The sequence below is a fragment of the bacterium genome, from assembly GCA_013360195.1.
Lineage (GTDB): Bacteria > Electryoneota > RPQS01 > RPQS01 > RPQS01 > JABWCQ01.
This window is the reverse complement of record JABWCQ010000002.1, coordinates 299,385-324,033: the sequence shown is the minus strand read 5'-3', so window position 1 is coordinate 324,033 and position 24,649 is coordinate 299,385. Positions and strand designations below refer to the sequence as shown.

22 protein-coding genes are annotated in these 24,649 nt (G+C 52.5%); all 22 read left to right on the top strand.

From position 1 onward, the window contains the following. Positions 1-126: 126 nt before the first annotated feature. The 22 genes from HUU59_02740 to HUU59_02635 all read left to right on the top strand — a co-directional run bounded on the left by HUU59_02740 (position 127) and on the right by HUU59_02635 (position 24,579). On the top strand, positions 127-3,654 hold the full coding sequence (locus HUU59_02740; protein ID NUO18348.1) for a T9SS type A sorting domain-containing protein: 3,528 nt from the start codon (positions 127-129) through the stop codon (positions 3,652-3,654). Positions 3,655-3,698: 44 nt separating this feature from the next. Further along, positions 3,699-4,091 (top strand): HTH domain-containing protein, encoded by a 393-nt coding sequence (locus tag HUU59_02735; protein ID NUO18347.1) that lies wholly within the window; start codon positions 3,699-3,701, stop codon positions 4,089-4,091. A 4-nt stretch (positions 4,092-4,095) separates the two neighbouring features. Further along, the gene (hutH, locus tag HUU59_02730; protein ID NUO18346.1) at positions 4,096-5,661 is read left to right on the top strand and encodes a histidine ammonia-lyase; all 1,566 of its coding nucleotides are present in this window, start codon (positions 4,096-4,098) and stop codon (positions 5,659-5,661) included. Between the two features lie 20 nt (positions 5,662-5,681). Further along, positions 5,682-6,332, top strand: a complete 651-nt coding sequence (locus HUU59_02725; GenBank protein ID NUO18345.1) for a carboxymuconolactone decarboxylase family protein — start codon at positions 5,682-5,684, stop codon at positions 6,330-6,332. Positions 6,333-6,485: 153 nt separating this feature from the next. Then, positions 6,486-8,387 carry a molecular chaperone DnaK gene (gene dnaK / locus HUU59_02720; GenBank protein NUO18344.1) on the top strand — a complete coding sequence of 634 codons (1,902 nt, stop codon included), beginning with the start codon at positions 6,486-6,488 and terminating at the stop codon, positions 8,385-8,387. Between the two features lie 189 nt (positions 8,388-8,576). Then, on the top strand, positions 8,577-9,062 hold the full coding sequence (locus HUU59_02715) for a transposase (GenBank protein NUO18343.1): 486 nt from the start codon (positions 8,577-8,579) through the stop codon (positions 9,060-9,062). Positions 9,063-9,221: 159 nt separating this feature from the next. Then, the gene (clpB, locus tag HUU59_02710; GenBank protein ID NUO18342.1) at positions 9,222-11,846 is read left to right on the top strand and encodes an ATP-dependent chaperone ClpB; all 2,625 of its coding nucleotides are present in this window, start codon (positions 9,222-9,224) and stop codon (positions 11,844-11,846) included. Positions 11,847-11,985: 139 nt separating this feature from the next. Further along, positions 11,986-12,393 carry a cobalamin B12-binding domain-containing protein gene (locus HUU59_02705; GenBank protein NUO18341.1) on the top strand — a complete coding sequence of 136 codons (408 nt, stop codon included), beginning with the start codon at positions 11,986-11,988 and terminating at the stop codon, positions 12,391-12,393. 34 nt (positions 12,394-12,427) lie between these two features. Continuing rightward, a complete protein-coding gene (locus tag HUU59_02700; protein ID NUO18340.1) occupies positions 12,428-13,177 on the top strand; it encodes a YebC/PmpR family DNA-binding transcriptional regulator in 750 nt (249 codons plus the stop codon). Continuing rightward, complete coding sequence (gene ruvC / locus HUU59_02695) at positions 13,177-13,692, top strand: crossover junction endodeoxyribonuclease RuvC (GenBank protein NUO18339.1); 516 nt, start codon at positions 13,177-13,179, stop codon at positions 13,690-13,692. Before HUU59_02700 ends, ruvC begins: the two co-directional genes overlap by 1 nt. Then, complete coding sequence (gene ruvA, locus HUU59_02690) at positions 13,689-14,273, top strand: Holliday junction branch migration protein RuvA (protein NUO18338.1); 585 nt, start codon at positions 13,689-13,691, stop codon at positions 14,271-14,273. The genes ruvC and ruvA overlap by 4 nt, the downstream gene beginning before the upstream one ends. Next, positions 14,274-15,290 (top strand): Holliday junction branch migration DNA helicase RuvB, encoded by a 1,017-nt coding sequence (gene ruvB / locus HUU59_02685; protein ID NUO18337.1) that lies wholly within the window; start codon positions 14,274-14,276, stop codon positions 15,288-15,290. Positions 15,291-15,338: 48 nt separating this feature from the next. Continuing rightward, a complete protein-coding gene (queA, locus tag HUU59_02680; protein NUO18336.1) occupies positions 15,339-16,415 on the top strand; it encodes a tRNA preQ1(34) S-adenosylmethionine ribosyltransferase-isomerase QueA in 1,077 nt (358 codons plus the stop codon). Next, positions 16,412-17,107, top strand: coding sequence for a 2-C-methyl-D-erythritol 4-phosphate cytidylyltransferase (gene ispD / locus HUU59_02675; protein NUO18335.1), 696 nt, complete (start codon positions 16,412-16,414; stop codon positions 17,105-17,107). The genes queA and ispD overlap by 4 nt, the downstream gene beginning before the upstream one ends. A gap of 64 nt (positions 17,108-17,171) precedes the next feature. Beyond that, the gene (locus HUU59_02670) at positions 17,172-17,654 is read left to right on the top strand and encodes a 2-C-methyl-D-erythritol 2,4-cyclodiphosphate synthase (GenBank protein ID NUO18334.1); all 483 of its coding nucleotides are present in this window, start codon (positions 17,172-17,174) and stop codon (positions 17,652-17,654) included. 2 nt (positions 17,655-17,656) lie between these two features. Further along, on the top strand, positions 17,657-19,123 hold the full coding sequence (locus tag HUU59_02665) for a glutamate--tRNA ligase (protein ID NUO18333.1): 1,467 nt from the start codon (positions 17,657-17,659) through the stop codon (positions 19,121-19,123). Then, a complete protein-coding gene (locus tag HUU59_02660) occupies positions 19,120-20,157 on the top strand; it encodes a D-alanine--D-alanine ligase (GenBank protein NUO18332.1) in 1,038 nt (345 codons plus the stop codon). Before HUU59_02665 ends, HUU59_02660 begins: the two co-directional genes overlap by 4 nt. A gap of 22 nt (positions 20,158-20,179) precedes the next feature. After that, the gene (gene ribD, locus HUU59_02655) at positions 20,180-21,310 is read left to right on the top strand and encodes a bifunctional diaminohydroxyphosphoribosylaminopyrimidine deaminase/5-amino-6-(5-phosphoribosylamino)uracil reductase RibD (protein NUO18331.1); all 1,131 of its coding nucleotides are present in this window, start codon (positions 20,180-20,182) and stop codon (positions 21,308-21,310) included. Then, positions 21,291-21,893: a riboflavin synthase gene (locus tag HUU59_02650; GenBank protein NUO18330.1), complete on the top strand. Its 603-nt coding sequence runs from the start codon at positions 21,291-21,293 to the stop codon at positions 21,891-21,893. The genes ribD and HUU59_02650 overlap by 20 nt, the downstream gene beginning before the upstream one ends. A 15-nt stretch (positions 21,894-21,908) precedes the next feature. Then, a complete protein-coding gene (gene ribA, locus HUU59_02645) occupies positions 21,909-23,135 on the top strand; it encodes a GTP cyclohydrolase II (protein NUO18329.1) in 1,227 nt (408 codons plus the stop codon). Between the two features lie 28 nt (positions 23,136-23,163). Next, positions 23,164-24,126 (top strand): WD40 repeat domain-containing protein, encoded by a 963-nt coding sequence (locus tag HUU59_02640; protein ID NUO18328.1) that lies wholly within the window; start codon positions 23,164-23,166, stop codon positions 24,124-24,126. Between the two features lie 3 nt (positions 24,127-24,129). Then, the gene (locus tag HUU59_02635) at positions 24,130-24,579 is read left to right on the top strand and encodes a D-tyrosyl-tRNA(Tyr) deacylase (GenBank protein NUO18327.1); all 450 of its coding nucleotides are present in this window, start codon (positions 24,130-24,132) and stop codon (positions 24,577-24,579) included. The last annotated feature ends 70 nt before the right edge of the window (positions 24,580-24,649 follow it).

The following is a 24,649-nucleotide window of genomic DNA, read 5'->3' as shown; positions in this document are numbered from 1 at the left end:
GCTTTCGCTTTTCTTCGATTTGCGGAGGCACAGATAGTACCGTTTGGACTCTACGGAGAGGCCGAATTTTCTCCTGATTTCGAACTCCTTGAGTCCAGTAGCGATTTGATACGTTTCGGACTGGACATGGCGAGGTTGCAGCCAACTGGTCAAATTGACTTGACCCAGGAGCTGCCTGGAACATGGGGCGAAATGAACAGCACGGGATCGCTGATGCCGAGGTTTACCTTCTATCTGGCATTGCCGCCGACAGGAAACCCCTCTGTCACCGTGGAATCTTGGACAACTGTGACAAGGCCGGCAACACCAAGGAACATACCGGAGAATAACTCAAATGTTCCGCGAGTGTCTCTTGGTCCAGTTGGCATATTCGGGGGTGTGAGGCTTGTTCCGGTCACCGTCAAGCCCGTCACGTACACGAACAACTCTAATTCCTGCCAGATTCTTGACGAAGCAACTATCCGCATTGACATTGACGATTCCCAAGGTGTCAATCCGCTGGCATCAGTGCGATCACACTATTCCGAAGCATGGCGCGCTGTCCTTGAAGCAGTCGTCATGAATTCGGACGATATTCCCAACCTGTATTCCTCAGAGCCGTCTCATGTCTTGATCATTGCGCCCGACACTTACTTTTCGGCACTTGAGGAATATGTGAAGTGGAAGCAGCAGTTGGGCATGACGGTAACGTTGATTCCCGCGAGTCAGATAGATGACGACAATTCCGGGAATCAGCTCAGGGCTCGTTTAATTTCGGATCTGGCGCAGCTTTCACCGCGAATAGACTATGTGGTACTCGTAGGCGATGAAACAGTTCTGCCCACGAATATTCTGTACACACAAGATCCTGTCTCTCGATTTTCCGATGTTTCTTTCCCGGGCAATTTCACAAACGAGGCCCATTTTACTGAGCTCGAGGGAAATGACCCCTTTCCGGATATCTTTCTTGGACGCTGGCCGGTCAATAGCCAAAGTGAAGTTCGCTCAATCGTGAATCGCACAGTCATGCACGAGCGAAACACGTTTCAAAGCGATTCATCAAGGTTCGAACGCTGTGTCGTGTCTGCCGACCACAGTGTGGAAACACAAAGGCTGACCATCGCGTATTCCCGTGAAATGCTGTTAAATGCGGGATTCCAGGAAGTGGACACTGTGTATTCATTATACACGCCCAATCCACAGCAAATGCTCAATGCCGTCGATGAGGGTGTCACGTTTGTGAATCATCGCGGCTCAGGTTGGAATCAGGGATGGGCCGGAATCAACTTCTATAATGGGACTGTTCCGCAGATTTCGAACGCGGGCAAACTTTGTGTTGTAACTGGAATCGGTTGTGGCGTGGCAAAGTTCGATGCAGTGGACAACGAGTGCTTTGGTGAACGATGGATGCTGCATGGTTCTGTGACAAATCCTCAGGGTGCGGTCGGTTTTGTCGGGCCCTGTTGGAACACTCACACCGTCTATAACGACGTGTTGGATACGTGTCTCTACAAAGCGATTCTTGATTACAATATTGATGAGCTCTCTCCCGCACTTGCTGCGGGCAAGATGTTTTCTTGGGCGATGTTCGCGGATTTTGTTGATGAAGACGGAGTCAATCAGGTTGCAACCATGATGATGCGTCAGTATCTTACGTTGTCGGATCCGAGTTTGATGCTGTTCACAGACACACCAGACCGACTGCCGGTCACTCTCCCAACTGCGATTCCTGCAGGTCCCTTTGCATTGCCCATTACTCTATCGGCCGGGTTTACAACCGAGGCCGATAGCCTGACCGTTGGCTTCAGAACGCAATCTCAGAACACAGAGATGCACGTGATTCCGGCTGAACCGGGAACATGGATAGTGCCTGTGGACTTCGCTTTCGGTGACACAATCGTAGCGACGATCAGCGGACATAATGTCCTGACACAGCAACATCATATTACAGTCGCACCTACAGGTGCATACCTGATTCATCAGGGCTATTCGATTTCGGACGCTGAAGGAAACGGTGATGGCAGAATTCAGCCCGGCGAACTAATCGCGCTGACCGATACTGTACGCAACGTCGGTTCGGAACCGGCAACAGGAGTTATCGGATTTTTAGGCACGGGCGAAGAGAATGTGGAGTTTGGCGTTAACGAATCCGGTTACGGCTCTGTTGACGCGCAGGAAGCCGGGCATAGTGAGCCTCCATTCACGTTTACCGTGCTGTCCGGTTTTCGCGGTACAAGTCTTGCCTTTGAAGTGGTATATGACGCCATTGAAACGGATCCGCGTTCCGAGCCATTCTTCGTCACCGTGTATTCACCGGAATTGGCTGCGAGCGGATTGACAATCAATGATGGCAACGACGGTATACTCAATCGAAATGAGGAAGGCGGATTCGTTTTCACAATTACGAATACGGGTAACGAAATATTGTCGTCCGCGTCAATCCAAATCTCTACAAACAACTCGTATCTGAATGTCTTGGATGGCACATTTGATCTTCCGGACTTGAACCCGAATCAGCAGTATGTACTGCCGCCGAATGCGCTGCGTGTTGCCGCGGCGTGGAACACTCCATCAGGGACTCAGGCGCTGGTTGACGTGGAAATCACGGCAGATTTGGTGTCGTATACATTTGAGCGCAGCTTCTCCTTGCCGCTCATTCTTGGTCAAGTGGGGCAAAATGACCCAATGGCCGGCAGCGATGGAATGTATTACATGTACGATGACACCGATGTGGACTATGATCATGCGGCCGTCTATGATTGGATTGAGATTTCTCCTGAAGAGGGGGGCCCCGGAATCGAATTGCCCTTTGTGCAAAGTCATCAGACTTTTGCCGTCGTCGTCCCGTTTGCGTACAGTTACTTCGGCGTGCCGTACAACAGTTTGTCGATTTCAACCGACGGATTTGTTGTTCCCGGTGTTACGGAGGCGACGAACTACGACAACCATGCTCTGCCCTATGAAACGGATTTTGTCTCGGGCATGATTGCGGTCATGTGGAATGATCTGTGGTGGTACTTTGGCGATTTCGGAGATGTTTCTTATCATTATGATTCAGTGAGCGACAGATTCATAGTAGAGTGGCACGAAGTGTCAACCTGGGGCAACAGCAATCGACCCAGCACGTTCCAGCTGCAACTCTTGAATCCTGCGACCTATCCCACGCCAACTGGCGATGCGGAGTGGCTCATGCTGTATCAGGATCTGTTTCCTCATGAAACCGCGGCAGAGGGCGCGACCGTGGGGTATGAAACTATGGACGAACTGAATGGAGCGACGTATTACTTCAATGGCTCTGCTCCGGTGACGTCTGCACCGTTTGAGAATGGCCGTGCGATCCGCCTGACTACAGCTCCACCTGTCATTCTGGATGCGCCCCCGTCGCCAACGTTGCCCTCGAGTTCCGCGCTCTACCAGAACTATCCGAATCCGTTCAATCCTGAAACGAGTATTGAGTACTCTCTTGTTTCGCCCGCAAACATTCGACTGGAAGTTTTTGACATCCTCGGTCGAAATGTGGCGACACTTGCTACAGGAGTCAGACAGGCCGGTCGTCATGTTGTGCACTGGAACGGAAAGAGTAATGCCGGCATATCTGTCCCCAGCGGAATTTACTTCTACAGATTGACGGCGCCTGAATTTGTTCAAACCCGACGCATGTTGCTGATGCGTTGATCGCTATTGCCAAAAAACTAACTCAATATAGGAAACGGACTGAAATGGCTAAGAAGTGGACCCCTTCTGAAGAGAAGTACTTGCTGGAAAATTATGGAAAAGTTCCGATGGCGGAACTCGCCGACCGTTTTGGCGTGACCAGGAAAGCAATCAGCGCCAAACTTGACAAGCTTCGTCAGACGCACGGTATCGATCCGGTTGGTGCGCGGGAACGTGCCACCGCCCGACAGCGTCGTCAAGCTCAGTTGAATGAGAAGGTTCCGCAAACAGGCGGTGCTAATCCGCGTAAGATTCCGCTCGTCGGCGTCATTACGCATCCGCAGGTTGAGAATCTGCCCGCCGTTGAGCCTGCGGGATTGGCGGCGACTTCAAACGTTGTAAAAACTGCGCAAGGCTGGCAACCGCTCATGGTCTCAAAGAAGAGGGTGACGCGGTAATCTCGTGGTAATATCGGTTGACGGCCATTCGCTGACTCTGGAACTCGTCGAGCAGGTCAGCAATGGTGCTCATGTAAAACTGGCTTCGACTGCTGTTCCGCAGATTGAAGCCTCCCGCGCTTGGATAGCGCGGCTGGAACAGGCAGGCGCAAACGCGCCAAAAGTTTACGGAATAAACACCGGATTCGGTAGCCTGAAAAGCGAGCAGTTTTCTGTTAGCGATGCTCGCCGGGTTTCACGAAATCTTATCATTTCCCATTGCAGCGGCACAGGAGAACCTTTCGGCGAAAGAGTAGTCCGTGCCGCTACTCTTTTGAGGGCGAATGCACTCGCTCAAGGGCGAAGCGGTGTCAGGCCGATTGTAATTGAAACACTGCTGGAGATGCTGAATCGCAATGTTGTTCCTGTAGTCCCATCTCAGGGCTCCCTCGGCGCCTCAGGCGATTTGGCTCCCTTATCGCATCTTGCGGCAGTCTTGTCACGAGACCCGAACTCTGATGGTGATGAGTCAAGTGGCGCCGCTTGGTTCAATGGTGAGAAACTTTCAGGAGCGGCTGCGATGCGCAAAGCAGGTATTCCACGCCTGATACTCGAAGCAAAAGAGGGCTTGGCGCTGAACAACGGCGTGCAGTTTATGTCCGCAGTTTCAGCGTTGACGTTACTGGATGCGGAGCGATTGACCTTGCTGCATGACATCGCCTTGGCAATGCATCTTGATTCAGTGTGCGGTGTTCGCACAGCGTTCGATTCGCGAATTGCCGGTCTGCGAAAGTATGCCGGACACCAGAGAGTCGCGCAGAATGTTCTCCGCCTTCTTGCCGGAAGTACAAGTGTTGATAGCGATCCTGCTCGAATTCAGGATGCCTATTCCTTGCGCTGCGCACCACAGATTGCGGGAGCCGTACGCGATGGTTTGCAGCATGTGCGCGCCGGCCTCGAAGTTGAAATTAACTCGGTTACGGATAATCCGCTGGTCTTTGCCCACGATAATCAGGTATTATCCGGCGGAAACTTTCATGGTGATCCGGTGGGACTAAGAGTGGATTACATGAAAGTGCTGCTCGCTGAACTTGGCAATATCTCGGAGCGTCGAATTTCAAGGTTGATGGACAGGCACTTGAACTTTGGTTTACCGCCTTACCTCGCTGCCAAGCCCGGTATTGAATCTGGTTTGATGATGGCAAGCTACACTGCGGCCGCTCTCGCCAGTGAGAACAAAGTGCTCGCTCATCCGGCTTCTGTGGATTCGATTCCTACTTCTGAGAATCAAGAAGATATCGTTTCCATGGGAACACATGGTGCGCGACAGGCCGCCGAGATTCTCAATAATGTTCAGAAAATTGTGGCCATTGAACTGCTATGTGGTGCTCAGGCGCTGGATGTTCGCAGGAAACAGTCGCCAAACCTGAAGTTTGGAGTCGGCAGTGAAGCCGCGTGGGCTAAGATCCGCAAACATATCCGTCCACTCGAACGCGACCGCTATCTTGCCGACGACATTGCAGAATCTCTCGAGTTAGTGCGATCCGGTGACCTGCTTCGCGAAGTTCAATCGGCTGTTGAAGTCTTGTAAGGAGAGCTGGCACCAGCATCTTGATGACGATTCACCCCCTTTGGAACTTCCTTGATGAACACAACGAGCAGGAGCAGCTACTCCTGCTTTGCGCTCTCTCAGTTTTGTGGCTAAAACCGCAGGAGCCTTTGGCCAAGGACTGTCTTGCTCGTTACAAGGAGCGCGAATACTCAATTGAGTCGCTCCGCGAGGCAGCGCTTCAGTTGTTTCTACTGGCTGGTTTCCAGTCTTCGCTGGAAGCGGCTTTCATGATTCAGGATGTTTATGGGAACGGTCTTCCTCCGCACCCCGAAGAGCTCATTGACCTGCCGCCAATATCCACATTTGAGCGCGGATGGGCGTTGCAGTCCGAGGTTTACAGGGGCAATGTTGAAAAGTTGCGTGTGAACCTTGAGCACGTCAGCCCAGAGCTGTCCCGCTGGACCGTGTGGATCGGGTATGGTTTGGTCATGTCTCGTCCCGGTATTCCGGCTTACTGGCGGGAATTGCTCGAGGTGGCGGTGCTTTCAGTTCTGGGTTTTCCGCGTCAGCTTTTCTCTCATCTAAAAGGTGCTTTAAACCTTGGTGCGACGGCACTTCAAGTCGAGTTATCTCTGAAGGTAGCTGAATTGGTTTCGTCATCCGATGCGGTTCGGCCTGCATGGCAGATGTGGCGCCGAATTGACAAGTAGAGGCTGTCATTATGGCAGCTCTGTGCGGCAGACACTTGAAAGTGACTGCCGTTTTCTTTTTGTTATTACTAAACTTAGGAATCTGGTATGACCCTTGCCACATACAATAGAGATTAAATGGATTGTTTAACTTAAACATAGAAGGAAAGTACCATGTCGAAAATCATTGGAATTGACCTCGGAACCACCAACTCTTGCGTTGCGGTCATCGAAGGCGGCGAACCGGTTGTGATTCCGAACAGCGAAGGAGCGCGCACAACCCCCTCGGTTGTCGCGTTCTCCAAAACCGGCGAACGTCTCGTCGGAGCCGCTGCCAAGCGTCAGGCCGTCACGAACCCCAAGAAGACCATCTACTCGATCAAGCGCTTCATGGGCCGCCGTCGTGATGAAGTTGAGCACGAAATGAAGCTTGTGCCCTATGAGCTTGTCGGTGGAAATGGACTGGCGCGTGTGAAAATTGAGGACAAAGAGTATACTCCCGCCGAAATTTCTGCGATGATCCTGCAGAAGATGAAGCAGACCGCCGAAGATTACTTGGGAGAGAAGGTCCACAAGGCCGTCATCACCGTGCCTGCGTACTTTAACGATGCGCAGCGCCAGGCCACCAAGGATGCCGGCGATGTAGCAGGTCTCGAAGTCGTGCGCATCATTAACGAGCCCACAGCCGCCGCGCTTGCCTACGGTCTCGATAAGGATCACAAGGACGAGAAGATTGCCGTGTATGACCTCGGTGGCGGAACGTTCGATATCTCCATTTTGGAACTTGGTGATGGCGTCTTTGAAGTGAAATCCACCAACGGCGACACGCATTTGGGCGGCGATGATTGGGACCAGCGGCTGATTGATTACCTCGCTGATGAATTCAAAAAGAGCGAAGGAATTGACCTTCGCAAAGACCCGATGGCGCTTCAGCGTTTGAAAGAGGCCGCCGAGAAAGCCAAGATCGAACTCTCCGGCTCGTCGCAAACGCAAGTCAATCTGCCGTTCATCACCGCGACTGCTGATGGTCCAAAGCACTTGGACATCGTCGTCACGCGTGCGAAGTTCCAGGAACTAACTGAAGACCTCGTGCAGCGTTCAATTACGCCGACTCGTAAGGCTCTGCAGGATGCAGGCTTGAAGCCCTCCGATATTGACGAAGTCATTCTGGTCGGTGGTTCGACCCGCATGCCGCGCATTATCGAAGTCGTCAAGGAATTCTTCGGCAAAGATCCGCATCGTGGCGTCAATCCCGATGAAGTCGTGGCTGTCGGCGCCGCAATTCAAGGTGGCATTCTCGCGGGCGATGTCAAAGACGTGCTCCTGCTCGACGTAACTCCGCTTTCGCTTGGCATCGAGACCATGGGTGGCGTGATGACGAAACTCATCGAGTCGAATACCACGATTCCTACGCGTCGCACGGAGATTTTCTCCACGGCCAGTGACAGCCAACCGTCGGTCGAGATTCACGTTTTGCAAGGCGAGCGCCCAATGGCGATGGACAACAAGACCATCGGACGCTTCACGCTTGACGGAATTCCGCCCGCGCCGCGCGGTGTCCCGCAGATTGAAGTGACCTTCGACATTGACGCCAACGGCATCTTGTCCGTGAGCGCAAAAGACAAGGCCACGAACAAGGAGCAATCCATCAAGATCACGCATTCGAGCGGTCTTTCCAAGGAAGAAATCGAGCGCATGAAAACCGATGCCAAAGCTCACGCGGACGAAGACCGCAAGCGCCGTGAGGAAGTGGATATTCGCAACGGCGCGGATGCTCTGGTCTTCCAAACCGAGCGCCAGATGAAAGAACTTGAAGCCAAACTCGTTGGCGACAACAAGTCCAAGCTCGAAGCCGCCGTCAATCGCGTGAAGGAAGCACTGAAAGGCTCAAGCGTTTCCGAAATCAAGAGCGCGACTGAAGACCTGACCAGCGTCTGGAGCCAAATCGCGCCGTCGCTCTATCAGGATGCCGCTCAAGGTCAACCAACCGGCTCGGCGGGAGACGGTTCGACAGCATCAGAACCCGGCACCGAATCCGCCGACTACGAAGTCGTGGATGAGGATAAGAAGAAGTAAGTGAATAGCTCCCCAGCGGGTGAACGCCCGCTGGGGGTGCCTTTCATCGCCAAGCCGGGTTAAGGCCGCCGCAACCCGGCCAGAATCTGGAGAAATTGAAGCGATTTCCAATTGTAGGTCAAGAAATTCGCCGCCAATCTCGCCGAGCCGGGTTAAGGCCGCCGCAACCCGGCCGGAATCTGGAGAACCATGCGCCGCAGACATCAACGCTATGACTTGGAAGCCACGACTCACTTTGTCACTGCAGTCACGCGCGTTCGCGGCGACTGGTTTGTAAATGATGAGACGTGCACAAAACTTCTGCTGCTGTTCGAGAAATACCGTGAAAGATACCGTCTCGTCTGCTTCGGCTACGTGTTGATGCCAGACCACCTACACGCCTTGCTTTTTCAAGAGACAGATGGCCCTCTGGTTTCGCAATTGATGAACTCGTTCAAGCGCGAAGCTTCAAAACAACGGGACATACTGGGTTATCCAGACGCCACACTTTGGCGAGACCGATACGATGATATCGCTTTGCCCGGTTCGGATGCAATCAGTCGCCGAATGAGGTACATGCATGGAAACCCAGTGGAACGGGGATTAGTCGCCGAAGCGACCGAATACAAGTGGTCGAGCTTGCGGTACCTGCTTGAAATGGACACTCACTCGATTGTAACGCTTACGCGCAGGTAAGCAGATTCCGGCCGGGTTGCGCAGACTTAACCCGGCTCGGCGTGCAAGTATCTCGCACCCCATTTCACAACCCCAAAAACGAACATCATTAAAACCAACTACTCCCGTTCCGCCAATTATTAAGATTGAACGCAAAAACAGCACCTTGGGGGACAACACATGAACATAGATCAATGGACACTTAAGGCGCAGGAAGCCCTGCAAGCCGCGCAGGCAATCGCCCGCGACGCGAGCCATCAAGCGCTCACGCCGTTGCATCTGCTCGGCGGCATCCTCCGCGATTCCGAAGGCATCGCTTTCGAAATTCTCAAGAAGCTTGACGCGCATCCCGAAGACGTGCGCCGTTTCGTGGATATCGAGATTGCCAAACAACCGAAAGTCACAGGCTCGGTAGGTTCAACCTATCTCGCGCCGGAGACCTCGCGCTTATTTGAAGATGCGCTAAAAGAGATGAGCGATCTCGGCGATGAGTTTCTCTCCGTCGAGCATCTGCTGCTCGCCATGACCAAAGGCGACGACTCCGCCGCGAAACTCTTACGCGAGTCGCGCATCAAGCACGCCGACATTCTGAAAGCGATGAAAGACCTGCGCGGCGGCCAGCGTGTCAAGGACCAATCGCCCGAAGACAAATACCGCGCACTCGACAAGTACGGTCGCGATCTGACCGACCTCGCGCGCCGAGGCAAACTCGATCCCGTCATTGGCCGCGACGACGAAATCCGCCGCGTCCTGCAAGTCCTGACGCGCCGCACGAAAAACAACCCCGTGCTGATCGGCGAACCCGGAGTGGGGAAGACCGCCATTGCCGAAGGACTCGCGCAGCGCATCGTCGCCGGTGACGTGCCCGAGAATCTCAAAAACAAGCGCGTCGTCGCGCTCGACTTGGGCAGCCTCGTCGCGGGCGCGAAGTATCGCGGTGAATTTGAAGAGCGCCTGAAGGCCGTCTTGAAAGAGGTGACGAGCGCGGAAGGTGCCATCATCCTCTTCATTGACGAAATGCACCAGTTGGTCGGCGCAGGCAAAACCGACGGTGCGATGGATGCGTCAAACCTGCTGAAGCCCGCACTCGCTCGCGGTGAACTTCACGCAGTCGGCGCCACCACGATTGACGAATACCGCAAACACATCGAGAAGGACGCCGCACTCGAACGCCGCTTCCAACCCATCATGGTCTTGGAGCCTTCGGTCGAGGACATGATCTCGATTCTGCGCGGCCTAAAAGAGAAGTACGAAGTGCATCACGGCGTGCGCATTACCGACGGCGCGTTGATTGCCGCCGCACAGCTTGCCGACCGCTACATCTCCGACCGCTTCATGCCCGATAAGGCCATTGACCTGATTGATGAAGCCGCGTCGAAGTTGCGCTTGGAAATCGACTCGATGCCCGATGAGATTGACACGCTCGTGCGCAAAATCCGCCAGCTCGAAATCGAGAAGGTCGCTGTCGCGCGTGAAAAAGACGCAGCCTCCAAAGAGCGGCTCGAAACGATTGACGAAGAACTTAGTAATCTGAAGACCGAAGAGAAGGCTCTGCGCCTGCAATGGGAGCAGGAGAAGAAGGTCATTCAGAATATCCGTCAGATTAAAGAGCAGATTGAAGCCGCCAAGCTTGAGGAACAAAAAGCCGAGCGCATGGGCGACTTGGGCAAGGTCTCGGAAATTCGCTATGGTGTGCTGCGTGAACTCGAACGCAAACTTAAGGTCGCGCAAGCCGACATGAACAAACTTCAGTCTGAGCAATCGCTCCTAAAAGAAGAAGTAACCGAAGATGACATCGCCGAAGTCGTCTCAAAGTGGACAGGGATTCCGGTTTCCAGAATGCTCGAAGGTGAGCGTGAGAAACTCCTCCACATCGAGGAGCGTTTGCATGAGCGAGTAGTCGGACAAGAAGTTGCCGTAAGCGCGGTCGCGTCGGCAATCAGGCGAGGTCGCTCAGGACTCTCTGAGGAAAGCAAACCGATTGGCAGCTTCCTGTTCTTAGGTCCGACCGGAGTGGGCAAGACCGAGCTTGCGCGCGCGCTAAGTGAATTCCTTTTCAACGATGAGCACGCGATGATTCGCATTGACATGTCAGAGTATCAAGAGCGCCACACCGTCTCACGCTTGATCGGCGCGCCCCCGGGCTACGTCGGTCACGAAGAGGGTGGACAACTCACCGAAGCGATTCGCCGCAGACCTTACAGCGTGCTGCTCCTTGACGAGATTGAGAAAGCCCATCCGGACGTATGGAACATTCTGCTGCAAGTTCTCGACGACGGCCGCTTGACCGATTCAAAAGGCCGCACGGTGGATTTCAAGAACAGCATAGTCATCATGACCTCGAACATCGGTTCTGACATGATCAGCGCTCGAGCAGAGAGTCTCGAAAGTGAAAGCGGATATGAAGACGTGCGCAAAGACGTATTGGAACTCCTGAAGCGATCTATTCGACCGGAATTCCTGAACCGTATTGACGAAATTCTGGTATTCGGTCCGCTTACCAAAGACGACCTGACCCGCATTCTCGACATCCAGATTGAGCACGCCGCCAAGCGACTCTTGAAACAGAATATTGAGCTGAAGCTGACCCAGGAGGCCAAAGACCTAATCCTTGCCAATGGTTATGACCCGGTTTTCGGTGCCAGACCTATGAAGCGGGCAATACAGACTCTGTTGCTAAACCCTCTGGCAGAAGCTATCCTGTCTGGAGCTGTGTTGTCGGGAAGCAGGGTGGAGGCTGCGGCTGTCAACGGAGAAATCTCATTAGCTGTCACCAATCGTGTTGAACACCCTGAAATCGTCTGAGTCAGCATTGGTCGAGTTTTGGCCGGAAGTCGTTGATTTCCGGCCGTTTTTTTTGTATATTGAATGCTTAGCTGGATGAAAACGTGCAATTTGCGAATCCTGTTTCCAGCAATTTCTTAAGTTGATTTCTTGCTTCCCTATGGATAGAAAAATCAGAGTATTAGTCGCGAAGCCAGGGCTGGATGGGCACGACCGCGGAGCCAAGGTCATGGCCGCCGCACTCCGTGATGCCGGCATGGAAGTCATTTACACAGGCCTCCGTCAAACCCCGGAGATGATCGTGAACGCCGCTGTTCAGGAGGACGTGGATGTGGTTGCCTTGTCTATTCTCTCAGGCGCACATATGACCTTTTTTCCTGCGGTTTTGGAACTAATGAAAAAACAAGGTATTGGCGATGTTTTGCTGACCGGTGGTGGAATTATTCCGAAGTCCGACATGGAAGTTCTTGAAAAACAAGGTGTCGGAAAGCTGTTTGGCCCTGGTACGCCAACAACGGAGCCAATCGAGTACATACGCCAATGGGTTAGCCAGCATCGGGCCGCATAAGAACTGCTCATTCTCAACAATAAGATAACTCAGCATGTCCGGTCACAGTAAATGGGCGACAATCCGTCGCAAGAAAGAGAAGATTGACGCCGCGCGCGGCAAGGTATTCACCAAACTGATTCGAGAAATCCAGATCTCCTCGCGTATGGGAGGATCAGATCCGAATTCGAATCCTCGTCTTCGCACAGCGATTGACGCCGCCAAGGCTGCCAACATGCCTGCGGCAAACCTCGAACGAGCGATTAAGAAAGGTGCCGGAGAACTGGACGGACAAGTTCTGGAAGAAGTTGTCTACGAAGGTTATGGCCCGGCCGGTGTCGCGATCTTGATTGAATGTGCGACGGACAACCGAAACCGGACTGTCGGAGAAATTCGCGCGATCTTCAATAAGCGCGGCGGTTCAATGGCGGAAGCAGGTGCTGTGTCTTGGATGTTTGACCGGCTTGGGTATTTGACTCTCGATGTCAACCAGGGGTCTGAAGATGAGATGATGGAGATTGCTCTCGAAGCCGGCGCGTCGGATGTGAAGTCCGATGGCGATGTCTGGGAGGTATTCTGCAGTACTAGCGATCTCTATGCGGTCAAAGCTGCGTTGGAAGCTAAGGGCAAGAAGGTAGAGTCCGCTGAATTGAGTTTCATTCCAAAGAATACGGTGAAAATTGAGGACGCCGGAGCTGCAAAAACTGTTCTGACATTGATCGAGTTACTGGAAGAGATTGATGACGCTCAGAATGTCTACTCGAACTATGAGATGGACGACGAGTTGATAGAAAGTCTCGCATAATGCATGTGAATCGCGCGGATGAAGTCATTCTGGGCATTGACCCGGGTTTGACCTGCACCGGATGGGGAGTCGTCAGGAAAAGCGGTTCCAGATTGATATACGTTGACAGCGGCAAACTCAGGACCAGATCCGCTGAGCCCATGGCCGCGAGGCTGAGCTACTTGTTCAGTGAGATTTCACAGATTTGCCGAGCCCATCAAGTGACGCGCGGTGCTGTAGAGGCGGGGTATGTGGGCACAGGCGCAATGTCTGCGTTAAAACTTGGGCAGGCCCGCGCATGTGCTGTTCTCGCGATTCACGAACAGGCGGGAGTCGTGACGGACATTCCTCCTCGTGAGGTCAAGATGGCGGTGACCGGCAGCGGAGCAAGTTCCAAGCATCAGGTGAGCTACATGGTTGGCAAGATGCTTGGAATTGAGTTTGACGATGGAGAAGAGGATGTTTCCGATGCTCTGGCCGTTGCGATTGCTGCCTGCTCTCTTCGCAGCCCAAAACAGCTTTCTGCTACAGCATGATAGACTATGTCCGCGGCCGGCTTGTCGGAAAGTCACCGTCTGAAGCTGTTGTCGAAGTGAACGGTGTGGCGTTCGCAGCGAGAATCTCACTTTCAGCGTACGATAAGTTACCTTCGCTCGGCACTGATACTCAGATATGGGTGAAGCTCTTCATTCGGGATGAGAATCCTGAGTTGTACGGTTTTGCATCTCGCGATGAACGCTGGGTTTTTGAGGAACTGATCTCGATCAGCGGCGTGGGGCCAAAGCTCGCGCTAACATTGCTCTCCGGCATGCAATCCACAGAAGTCCGGACTGCCATTGCAACGGGGGATGCCGCCCGTCTAAAGGCGGTAAAGGGTATTGGTGCTAAGATAGCAGATCGCATCGTTCTTGAACTTGGGAAGAAGTTTGCGGGAGGTCCGATTGATTGGACGGGGGGGACTCAGCCTTCCGGATCGGATGCGATTCTGCAGGCGCGCCAAGCTCTGCAATCACTGGGTTTGTCACCTGCAGAGATTGAGAAGAGTCTTGACGCGGCGCGGACACAAGATATTGAAATTGTAGAGGATATCATTAAATTCGCGTTGCGTAAGAGCTAAATGCCCCGACTTATTGAACCCGTCTTACAGGAAGACGAAGTTGTCGTTGAACAGAGTCTGAGGCCATCAAGCTTCGGGGAGTTTGTGGGGCAACAACGGGTCAAAGAGCAGCTTTCAGTCTTTCTACGAGCGGCAAGGGAGCGCGGTGAAGCACTTGATCATTGCCTGTTTTATGGACCGCCTGGACTCGGAAAGACGACGCTTTCTCATATTATCGCGAAGGAAATGGGAACCCAGGTCCGAGTCACGACCGGACCTGTTCTCGAGCGTCCGGCTGACCTTGCAGGATTACTGACGAATCTTCAGCACGGTGACGTCCTTTTTGTTGACGAGATACACCGTTTGAGTTCTACGGTCGAAGAGTACTTGTATCCGGCAATGGAAGATTACAGGCTGGACATTCTCATTGACAAGGGTGCTGCGGCTCGGACTCTGCAGCTCAACTTGAACAGGTTTACCCTTGTTGGTGCCACGACTCGCGCCGGGCTGCTTTCTTCTCCACTCCGCTCAAGGTTTGGAGTGACGCTGCGGCTTGACTATTACTCTGCTGAAGAGCTTGTGGAGATCCTGCGGCGGACGGCGCTGCTGATAGGTGTTACGTGCACAGAAGAGGGTCTATTTGAGATCGCTTCCAGATCACGGGGCACTCCGCGAGTGGCCAATCGCCTTTTGAGACGAGTCCGTGACGTGGCGCAGGTTGGAGGAGTCAGCACGGTTACGCCCGCACTTGCGAAAGAGGCCCTGCGACTTCTTGAGATCGATGACTTTGGACTGGACGATTTGGACAAACGGCTGATGCTTGCCCTTCTTGAGAAATTTAGAGGGGGACCTGTCGGCCTCGGAACGCTTGCTGTAACGGTCGGGGAAGATGAAGGAACTCTCGAAGAGTTGTGCGAACCCTATCTGATCCGGCAGGGTTTCTTGGAACGGACTTCCCGCGGACGTCAAGCCACCATCCGCGCATTTGAACACTTTGGTGTGCGCCGCAGTACTGCGGATCAGACACGCCTGCTTTAATATGAATCGCCTGCATTGCGCGAGCAACAATTGAACTAAGGATTACCAATGCCCGTTACTTCCGCTGTCTATGAACCGCGTGGTGTGCAGACAATCCCGCGTCTTTCGGACTTCAAGTACAATCTGCCCGAGAAGCTGATTGCGCAGACTCCGTTAGAGCGTCGCGATATGTCCCGCATGCTTGTTGTTGATCGCGAAACAAAGGAGTTTCGTGATGAGTCTTTTGCCGACATCGGAAACTACCTGAATAAGGGCGATGTCGTTGTCGTCAATTCCACTCGTGTTTTTCCGGCACGTCTGTTCGGCTACAAGGAAAAGACGGAGGCCGAAATTGAGGTCTTTCTGTTGCGAAAGCTTACAGAAGAACTGTGGGAAGTTCTGGTCAAACCGGCAAGAAAAGTCCGAACCGGGAATAACATTATCATCGGCGATGAAGTTGTCTGCGAAGTAATCGACAATACGACGAGCGGTGGAAGAGTGGTCCGGTTTCATTATGAGGGAGACTTTGCCGCGCTCGTTGAAAAATACGGCAAGCCGCCGCTGCCTCCGTATATTCGCCGCGAACCCACTCCAGATGACAAAGAGCGCTACCAGACGATTTTTGCTGAAGAATCTGGCGCTGTTGCCGCACCAACGGCCGGACTGCATTTCACGAAGGAAATGGTTGCCAAGTTGAAGAAGAAGGGCGTTGAATTCGTTCCAATCGTCCTGCACGTCGGATTAGGAACTTTCAGGCCGGTTCAAGTCGAAGATCTATCGCGCCACAGGATGGATTCTGAATACTATGAAGTCACGCAAAACGCAGTGGACACAGTGAACGGGGCTATAGAGCGCGGAAATCGAATCATTGCCATCGGAACTTCTGTTACCAGAACACTGGAAACTGTCGCCAACTTCAGCGGCGGTATTAAGGCGCAAAGCGGCTGGACGGACAAGTTTATCTATCCGCCCTATCATTTCAAGGTCGTTGACAGGCTGTTGACCAATTTTCACCTGCCAGGTTCAACGCTTCTGATGCTTGTCTCGGCTTTCAGTGACCGTGAGTTCATTATGAAGGCATATCGCCATGCCGTGAAGGAGAAGTATCGCTTTTACAGTTACGGCGACTGCATGCTCATCATTTGAGTTACGCACTGTTGATTCCGGCTGCCGGGAAAGGGGAGCGATTCGGCGGCGAACTGCCAAAAGCATTAACGCCGGTAAACGGAAAGCCTCTAATTTGGTGGTCGCTAAAATGCTTCGTTCAGGATTCGAGATTAGAGGAGGTCTCAATCGCAGCGCCGGATGAGTATATTTCGGCAATTGCAGAGTCAGTGGGAGACTTTGTTGAGATTGTACGAATCTCGGTGATCAGTGGTGGATTGACCCGCCAGGATTCAGTTGGCCAAGCGCTCTTCAATCTGAAGTCCGGTGCGGATAACGTACTTGTGCATGATGCTGCCAGACCTGCAATATCAAGAGACGTGATTGACAGGGTTGTGGAAGGTCTTGACCATAACGTTGCTGTCGTTCCGGGGCTGCCGGTGACAGACACCGTTAAGAGAGTCGACAAGAACTTGACGGTGCGTGAGACATTGAATCGTGAGGTGTTGTTTGCTGTGCAAACGCCGCAGGGGATAAGGTTGCGCGAATTCCAGCGTGCTCACCGGATGGCCAAGGAACATCAGATTCAATGCACTGACGACGCTGCGCTGATTGAGTATTTTCAGCTTGGATCCGTCAAAGTTGTTTTTGGCGATCCGCAAAACATCAAGCTTACGCTTCCGCACGATCTTCCCCGCGTCGAAACATTTTTGCGTGACATTCCCTCAAATTAGATAACACATCTTTCGGGTTTGCAGGACTTAATCTGTAAGCCCGTTTTCTTCTATTGTCTGCACTATGAGTTGTCCGTATCGCATCGGGGTCGGAATTGATGCTCACAAGTTCGCGAGTGGAAGGCCGCTTGTGCTTGGCGGCGTCGTAATTCCGTTTCATTTAGGACTGGAAGCACACTCTGACGGGGATGTGCTCACCCATGCTATACTCGACGCGCTCCTGGGTGCCGCAGCGATTGGCGACAAGGGGCGGCTATTTCCTCCAACCGACCCCCAATACAAAGACGTAAGATCGATCGAATTGCTTCATGTTGCGATGAAGGCTGTAATGGAGTCCGGTTACTGCATTGGCAATGTTGATGTCAGTGTTATGTGCGAAGAACCGAAGATTGGACCTTATCGCGAGGAAATGCGTGACGAAGTGGCAACCGCGTTAGGCATCGAATCTGCGTACGTATCTATTAAAGGCACGACGTTGGAGCAGATGGGATTTACCGGCCGTAAAGAAGGAATTGCTGCATTGGCAACAGTGCTGCTATACAAATAGGAATGCACAAAGAAGTCAGAACTCGATACGCTCCCAGTCCGACGGGATATCTCCATGTCGGAGGCCTAAGGACTGCACTCTACAACTACCTTTTTGCCCGCAAAATGGGAGGTAAACTCCTTTTGCGCGTTGAGGATACCGACAGAACTCGTCTGGTGGAAGGTGCTGTTGAAAACTTTCTCGAAATCTTTGACTGGCTCGGTATCCGTTTCGACGAAGGTCCGAAAGTCGGTGGCCCACACGCGCCTTATGTGCAATCGGAACGTCTAAACCTGTATCAAGAGGCGATTTCAACGCTTGCAAATGCTGGCCATGCGTACGCGTGTTTTTGCACGCCGGAACGCCTTGAACAGGTTCGCGCAGAGCAGCAATCCCGGGGGCTGCCGCCTATGTATGATCGCTGCTGCAGAAAGATCTCACGCGATGACGCAATGACACGGGTGGCTGCGGGTGAACCGCACGTTTGGCGAATGGCGGTTCCAGATAGTGGAAGTATTGAAGTTCACGATGTCGTTCGAGGAGATGTAAGTTTCGAAGCGGCGACGATTGATGATCAGGTACTTGTGAAAAGTGATGGCTTTCCCACCTATCACCTTGCCAACGTAGTTGATGACCATGCGATGCAAATTTCGCACGTTATCCGCGGCGAAGAGTGGCTGCCGTCTACTCCAAAGCACGTACTATTGTATCGCTTTTTTGGATGGGATGTCCCTCAATTTGCACATCTCCCTCTGCTGCTGAATCCCGATCGTTCGAAAATGTCCAAGCGCTCGGGCGATGTTGCCGTTGAAGCCTACCGTGAGAAGGGAATCCTGCCGGAAGCCCTGCTGAACTTCGTTGCGCTGTTGGGCTGGCATCCGCAGGATGAACGGGAGTTCTTCAGTTTGGATGAACTTGTCAACGAATTCTCCCTTGAACGCGTTAACAAGGCCGGCGCGGTCTTTGATCATGCGAAGCTGCGTTGGATGAATACAGAATATCTTGCGCGATTAAGTCATGATGCGATTTGGGACGGCGTGGCGCCTTTGCTTCCCTCAGAACTTCTTGTCGAGTCAGCGAGCCGTGTTCGTTATGCCGTTGTTTCGCTTCGCCCGGGTGCTGAGAGCTTTCAAGATCTTGCGTCCAAAGTTTGTGAAGTGTTCGCTGCCCCGGATTCAAGTGATGCCGCTTTCGATGAAACCCAGCTTCTCTTTATCGGAGATGTCGCGGACGCCCTGTCAGTTCTGCCTGCGGCAAAATGGAATGACTTTGAAGAGTTAGTTCATGAATTCAAGAGATCTGCAAACGTGGCGGCCGAAAAGCACGGCATGAAGGGCAAGGCGGTTTGGATGACCTTGAGGCTTGCCATGACCGGCAGAGAGCATGGTGCTGAGTTAGGCAAGTTGATTGGAATGTGGGGTCGCGAGGGAACATTGAACAGGCTTCACTCGGCTGTCGCCCACAAGCTCTCACAAGAGCCGTCAAAATGAGAATACTAGTCGTTTGCGGCGGTAGAACTTCTGAACGTGTTGTTTCGCTGGCCTCCGGAGATGCGGTCGCAACCTGGATTAAGGAACTCGGTCATGACGTATGGAAATACGACCCGGAAAAACCAGGGCGCGTTGTTGAGGCCACAGCACGTATGGCACCATCGTCAATCGGAGTTGACGCCCCCTCGACAGTTGGTGACGTCGCGTTTTCGCCAAATATTGTACGGGGTTTGATTGACGTGCTGTCATCGAGAGATATTGATCTGGTGTTTCCGATTCTGCATGGCGGATACGGTGAAGATGGGACGCTGCAAGCTCTGCTCGAATGGGTGGGAATGCCTTACACAGGTAGTGGACCGCGCAGCTGTGCGCTGGCCATGCACAAGCCGACCGCGAAAGCACTGATGGCAAACGCGGGCGTTCCTGTAGCCAAAGGCTTCAGCGTCCGATACGATGAGTACACGAATCATGAACAAGTTACTGAGCGAATTGAAACCGAACTCGGGTATCCGGTTGTTGTAAAGCCCGAAAGCGGCGGTTCAACTGTCGGGCTGTCCGTGGTCAATTCCGCCGAAGAGCTTCTGCCGGCGCTTTCCGCTGTCCGTGAACAAAATGACAATGCCTTGATAGAAAAACTGTTTGTAGGTCGTGAGATTGCTGCAACCGTCATCGACGGCCAAGCATTTCCTCTTGTTGAAATACGACCGAAACAGGGAATCTACGACTACACAAACAAGTACACGGCGGGCCGCACCGACTATTTCTGTCCGGCAGAGTTGTCTGATGAGATGACCGAGAAGGTGCATGCCGCGGCCGCAGCAGTCTTTCGGGCACTCGACGCGCGAGGATTTGCCAGAGTTGACTTTTTGGTCAACGAGACGGGTTTTATCTGCCTCGAATTGAATTCTTTGCCGGGTATGACGGCAACATCTCTTGTGCCAAAGTCCGCTAAGGCATTCGGACTGACCGAAAAAGAGTTAATCGCGAAAATAATTGCGTGTGCTTGGCGGACAGTCCGGATTCCGGCGCATTGAGTGGAGTTGAGGAGAATATCTCTTGACGGAGAAGCGGCGAAAGCTCGCCGAAGACGAAAAGTTCATGCAATTTGCCCTTCGGATGGCCGTAAAGGGTGCTGGTTGTGTCAGCCCGAATCCGATGGTCGGAGCCATCGCCGTTAAGGACGGGAAAGTACTTGCCAAGGCATATCACAAAAGATTTGGCGATATGCATGCTGAGACCTCCCTGCTTAGCAAGCTTGCGCCGCAACAGGCAAATGGCGCAACGATTTATGTCAATCTTGAACCATGCTGCCATCATGGGAAAACCGCTCCCTGCACGTCGGCACTGATTTCGGCTGGTGTCAAACGCGTAGTTATCGCGCAGCAGGACCCTAATCCTCTGGTCAATGGCAAAGGCATGGAGCAGCTTAGAAACGCAGGTATTGATGTATTGTGCGGCGTCTGCGAAAGTGAAGCCCGCCGTTTGAACGCACCGTTTAATACTTTCATCACTGCTGGCCGTCCGTGGATTCTACTGAAAGTTGCTCAAAGTATTGACGGTCGAATCGCACTTGCAAACGGTCAATCAAGGTGGATAACGGGCGAATCCTCTAGAACGGAAGTGCACAGAATCAGAACAAGACTTGACGCCGTTCTGGTCGGTGTGCAAACTATTATTGACGATGATCCGGAACTGAACGTAAGGCTTGCGAAAGGCCGAAATCCCATCCGTGTAATCGCAGACTCCAGGCTTAGAATCCCAGAATCATCGCGAGTTCTCGCACATAAAGACAAGAAGAGAACATGGATTCTTACAACTGACGGTGTTGATGACAAAAAGATCGGCAGACTCAAGAAGGCCGGAGTCTCCGTTATTGTATGTGCCGCCGCGCCGAATGGCAGGGTGGACTTCAATGATGCTTTGCGCCGGCTTGCTGAATTAAACGTCGCGTCCATTCTTGTCGAGGGCGGCGGTACGATTCACGCAGCATTACTGTCGGAAAATCTGTGGGATGAGTTGATTGTTGCAATAGCGCCAATCATTATCGGTTCTGAGGGACGCCCTGGAATTGGTGAACTTAATTTGACTTTATTAGAAAATGCTCCGCGGTTCAAAGTACACAAGACGGAGCAGTTTGAAGAAGATTATTGGTTCTATTTGGAGAGAAATGTTTACGGGAATTGTTGAAACCGTAGGTCAGGTCGCGGAGATACATGACGGAATAGAATTCAGAAAAATCCGCATTACCGGTCCGGATTGGATTAAGAGCTTGAATGTCGGTTCAAGCCTTGCCATAAATGGTTGTTGCACGACGTCGATACCTGACAAATCGGAAGGATTTACCTGCGAATTGATGCGAATAACCCTGGAAAAGACCTCGCTGGGTAAATTGGTGCTTGGCAGCGAAGTGAATCTTGAAAGGCCTTTGAAATTTGGTGCCGAGTTAGGTGGTCATCTCGTGCAGGGTCATGTTGATGGTCTCGGCAAAGTAGTTTCAATTGTCGAGGATGGAGACAATCGTGTCTTTGAATTCCAATTGCCTGCCGAGCTGATGAAGTATGTTGTTCACACAGGCTCCATTGCCGTGGACGGTGTCTCGCTTACGGCAGCGGAGGTGAAGCAGCAATCTGTCGTTATTGGCATCATTCCGCACACATATCGGAACACCGTTTTTCATAATTACATGGTCGGTGACCCGGTCAACATTGAGGTTGACATGGTTGGTAAGTACATTGAGAAGCTGTTGCCGGAAAAGCTGCGAGCGCTGTGATTTTTTTGAGGTAGCATGAGTAACAATAACCATAAGCACGGTCTCCTTGATACGTTTGAGGAAGGCTTGCGCGACATAGCAGCCGGTAAAATGGTGATTGTCGTGGACGATGAAGATCGCGAGAATGAAGGTGATCTGGTCATGGCAAGCTCATTTGTCACACCTGAGGCCGTGAATTTCATGGCCACTTACGGACGTGGGATGATCTGCATTTGTCTGACCTCCGAGCGCTGCGCGGAGCTGAATCTGCGTCAGCAAGTCACCGAAAATACCGCTAAACTCGGCACGGCGTTTACCGAATCTGTCGATTACCTGCACGGTACAACTACCGGAATTTCGGCGTTTGATCGGGCGAAAACGATTCGCGCAATGATTGATCCTGAAACGTCCCCTGCAGATTTGGGAAGACCGGGTCACATTCATCCACTGCGCGCGCATCCAGGTGGCGTCTTAGGCCGGCCGGGCCAAACCGAAGCCACCGTGGATCTTGCGCGGCTCGCAGGATTGTATCCTTCAGGAGTGCTCTGCGAAATCATGGGGGACGATGGAAGGATGCTCAGGGGTGAGGGTCTGCGAGCCTATGCGAATCGTCACGGCCTGAAAATTATTTCGGTTGAGCAGATTGCAATTCACAGGGCACAAACCGAGTCTTTCATGGAAGAACGTGTTCGAGTACCGTTTCCAACGAAATTCGGTGAGTTCAAGCTCGTCCATTTTGTCGATACCATAAAAGGTGAGGATCACCTTGCGATTGTCAAAGAGCCGCTCGAGGTGACCAGGCCGGTACTCGTTCGCGCTCACTCGGAATGTCTGACGGGCGATGTTTTTGGAAGTTCTCGTTGCGATTGCGGCGCACAGCTTGAGTCTGCATTGTCTCGTATGGAGAGAGAAGGATCAGGTGTGCTCGTTTACTTGCGGCAGGAAGGGCGCGGGATAGGCTTGGCAGCCAAGCTGCAGGCCTACAAACTTCAGGATAGCGGTCTTGACACTGTTGAGGCAAATCTCAAACTTGGATTCAAGGCCGACCAACGAGGATACGCGAACTGTGCGCAAATCCTGAAGCAGCTTGGAATCCGTCAGGTGCGGCTGATCACCAATAATCCGGCAAAACTTTCGGATCTCAAGAAATTTGGAATTGACGTAGTCGAGCGCGTGCCTGCATCAAGCGAACCAACAAAAAGTAACAGAAAATATCTGGCAGCTAAGCGTGACAAACTCGGTCACTTGATTGAATTAAAGTAGGGAGGGGTTCCTGCTTAGGAAATCTACATTGCTTTGCCTGTGGCTTGTCATGTTGATAGTGACAAGTTGCCGCGAAAAGGACAACGGTTGCGACGATTGCGGTCAGCTGACACCTCCGTATGGCGTTATTGCCAGTGCGACTGAGGGACAGCTGACTTTTTTTGACCTGGTCGATCTTCATGTCATTCGACATGCTGTTATGCCCGGCTGGGCGACCGCTTGTGAGTTGCTTCCGTCCGGTGTCACTCTCGTCGCGACGGACAATGACGTGGGTGCACTTTCTCTGTTCTATTTGCCCGAAGTCAATCGATTCGAACAGGTCGACATCGCAGGCACTCCCGTGGACCTCAGGGTTGCGCGCAGTTCACTGACAGCACATCTTCTGACTCACAACTCCCGCTACTACCGAATTTCATTTGCGAATATTCAAGTGGATACCGTCGAAACCGGGATAGAACCCCGACGATTGAAAATGCGCCCCGGTGACCAATGGACGTGGATCGCTTGCCCCGGAGACAGCACCGTCCGGATTGTAAAGGAACAAGGCTTCTTTGAGGAGTCCCGTGTCCGCTTCAACGGACCCTGCACGGACATTGAATTCTCGCCTGACGGGGCTCTCGTCTATTGTGCGTTGCCTTCGTCAGATCAGTTGATGATTCTAGATGCAGCGGACGGTGAAGTTCTCGATTCACTCGGTATGTTTGGTTCTGTGGTTGATCTAGGAATCTCGACGGACGGTCAATACTTGATGGCAGTTGACTCGACCCGCGGTGACGCCAGAATCTATGATCTGTTTAACGGAAGTTCGAGCGACTTGCGTTGTGGTACAAGCGCTGTCAGAGTGCGTTATTCGCAAGCAAGCGGCGCATTTTTTGTCGTCTGCCCGCGTCAGAGTATGGTCGTCAGAGTAAGTCCTGAGACCTCACCTCCGGAAGTCCAGGATACTTTGTTTGTGCAGCCGATACCGCAGTGTATGTCGTTTCTGGAGTGAAGGGTGAAGATTGTACTGCAACGGGTTTCGGAAGCACGCGTCGAGGTGAACGGTCGAACTGTGGGGGAGATAGGGATCGGGCTGGTCATATTGCTTGGTATTGCACAGGGGGATTCTGAATCCGAGATTGACTGGGGTGTGAACAAGATCTGCGAGCTGCGGATCTTCCCGGATTCTGCCGAGAAGTTCAACCGTAGTCTCGAAGAGGTAGGGGGCGCGGTACTGGTCGTCAGTCAATTCACTTTGTTCGGAGACATCCAGAAAGGCAGGAGACCAAGCTTCATTGAGGCTGCGGCTCCGGAAGTCGCCGTTCCACTTTATGAGAGGTTTGTATCTGGTCTGAGAAACAGAGGCATTACAACTTCCACTGGAGTATTCGGCGCGAAAATGCAGGTTTTTATTGTAAATGACGGCCCGGTGACTTTAGTTATCGAGAAGAAAATGCATAACTAAACGGAAAAAACCCTGTCTGACCCCTTGACTTATGAACAGATGTTTTGTATATTTGTTCAAGGTCAAGTTA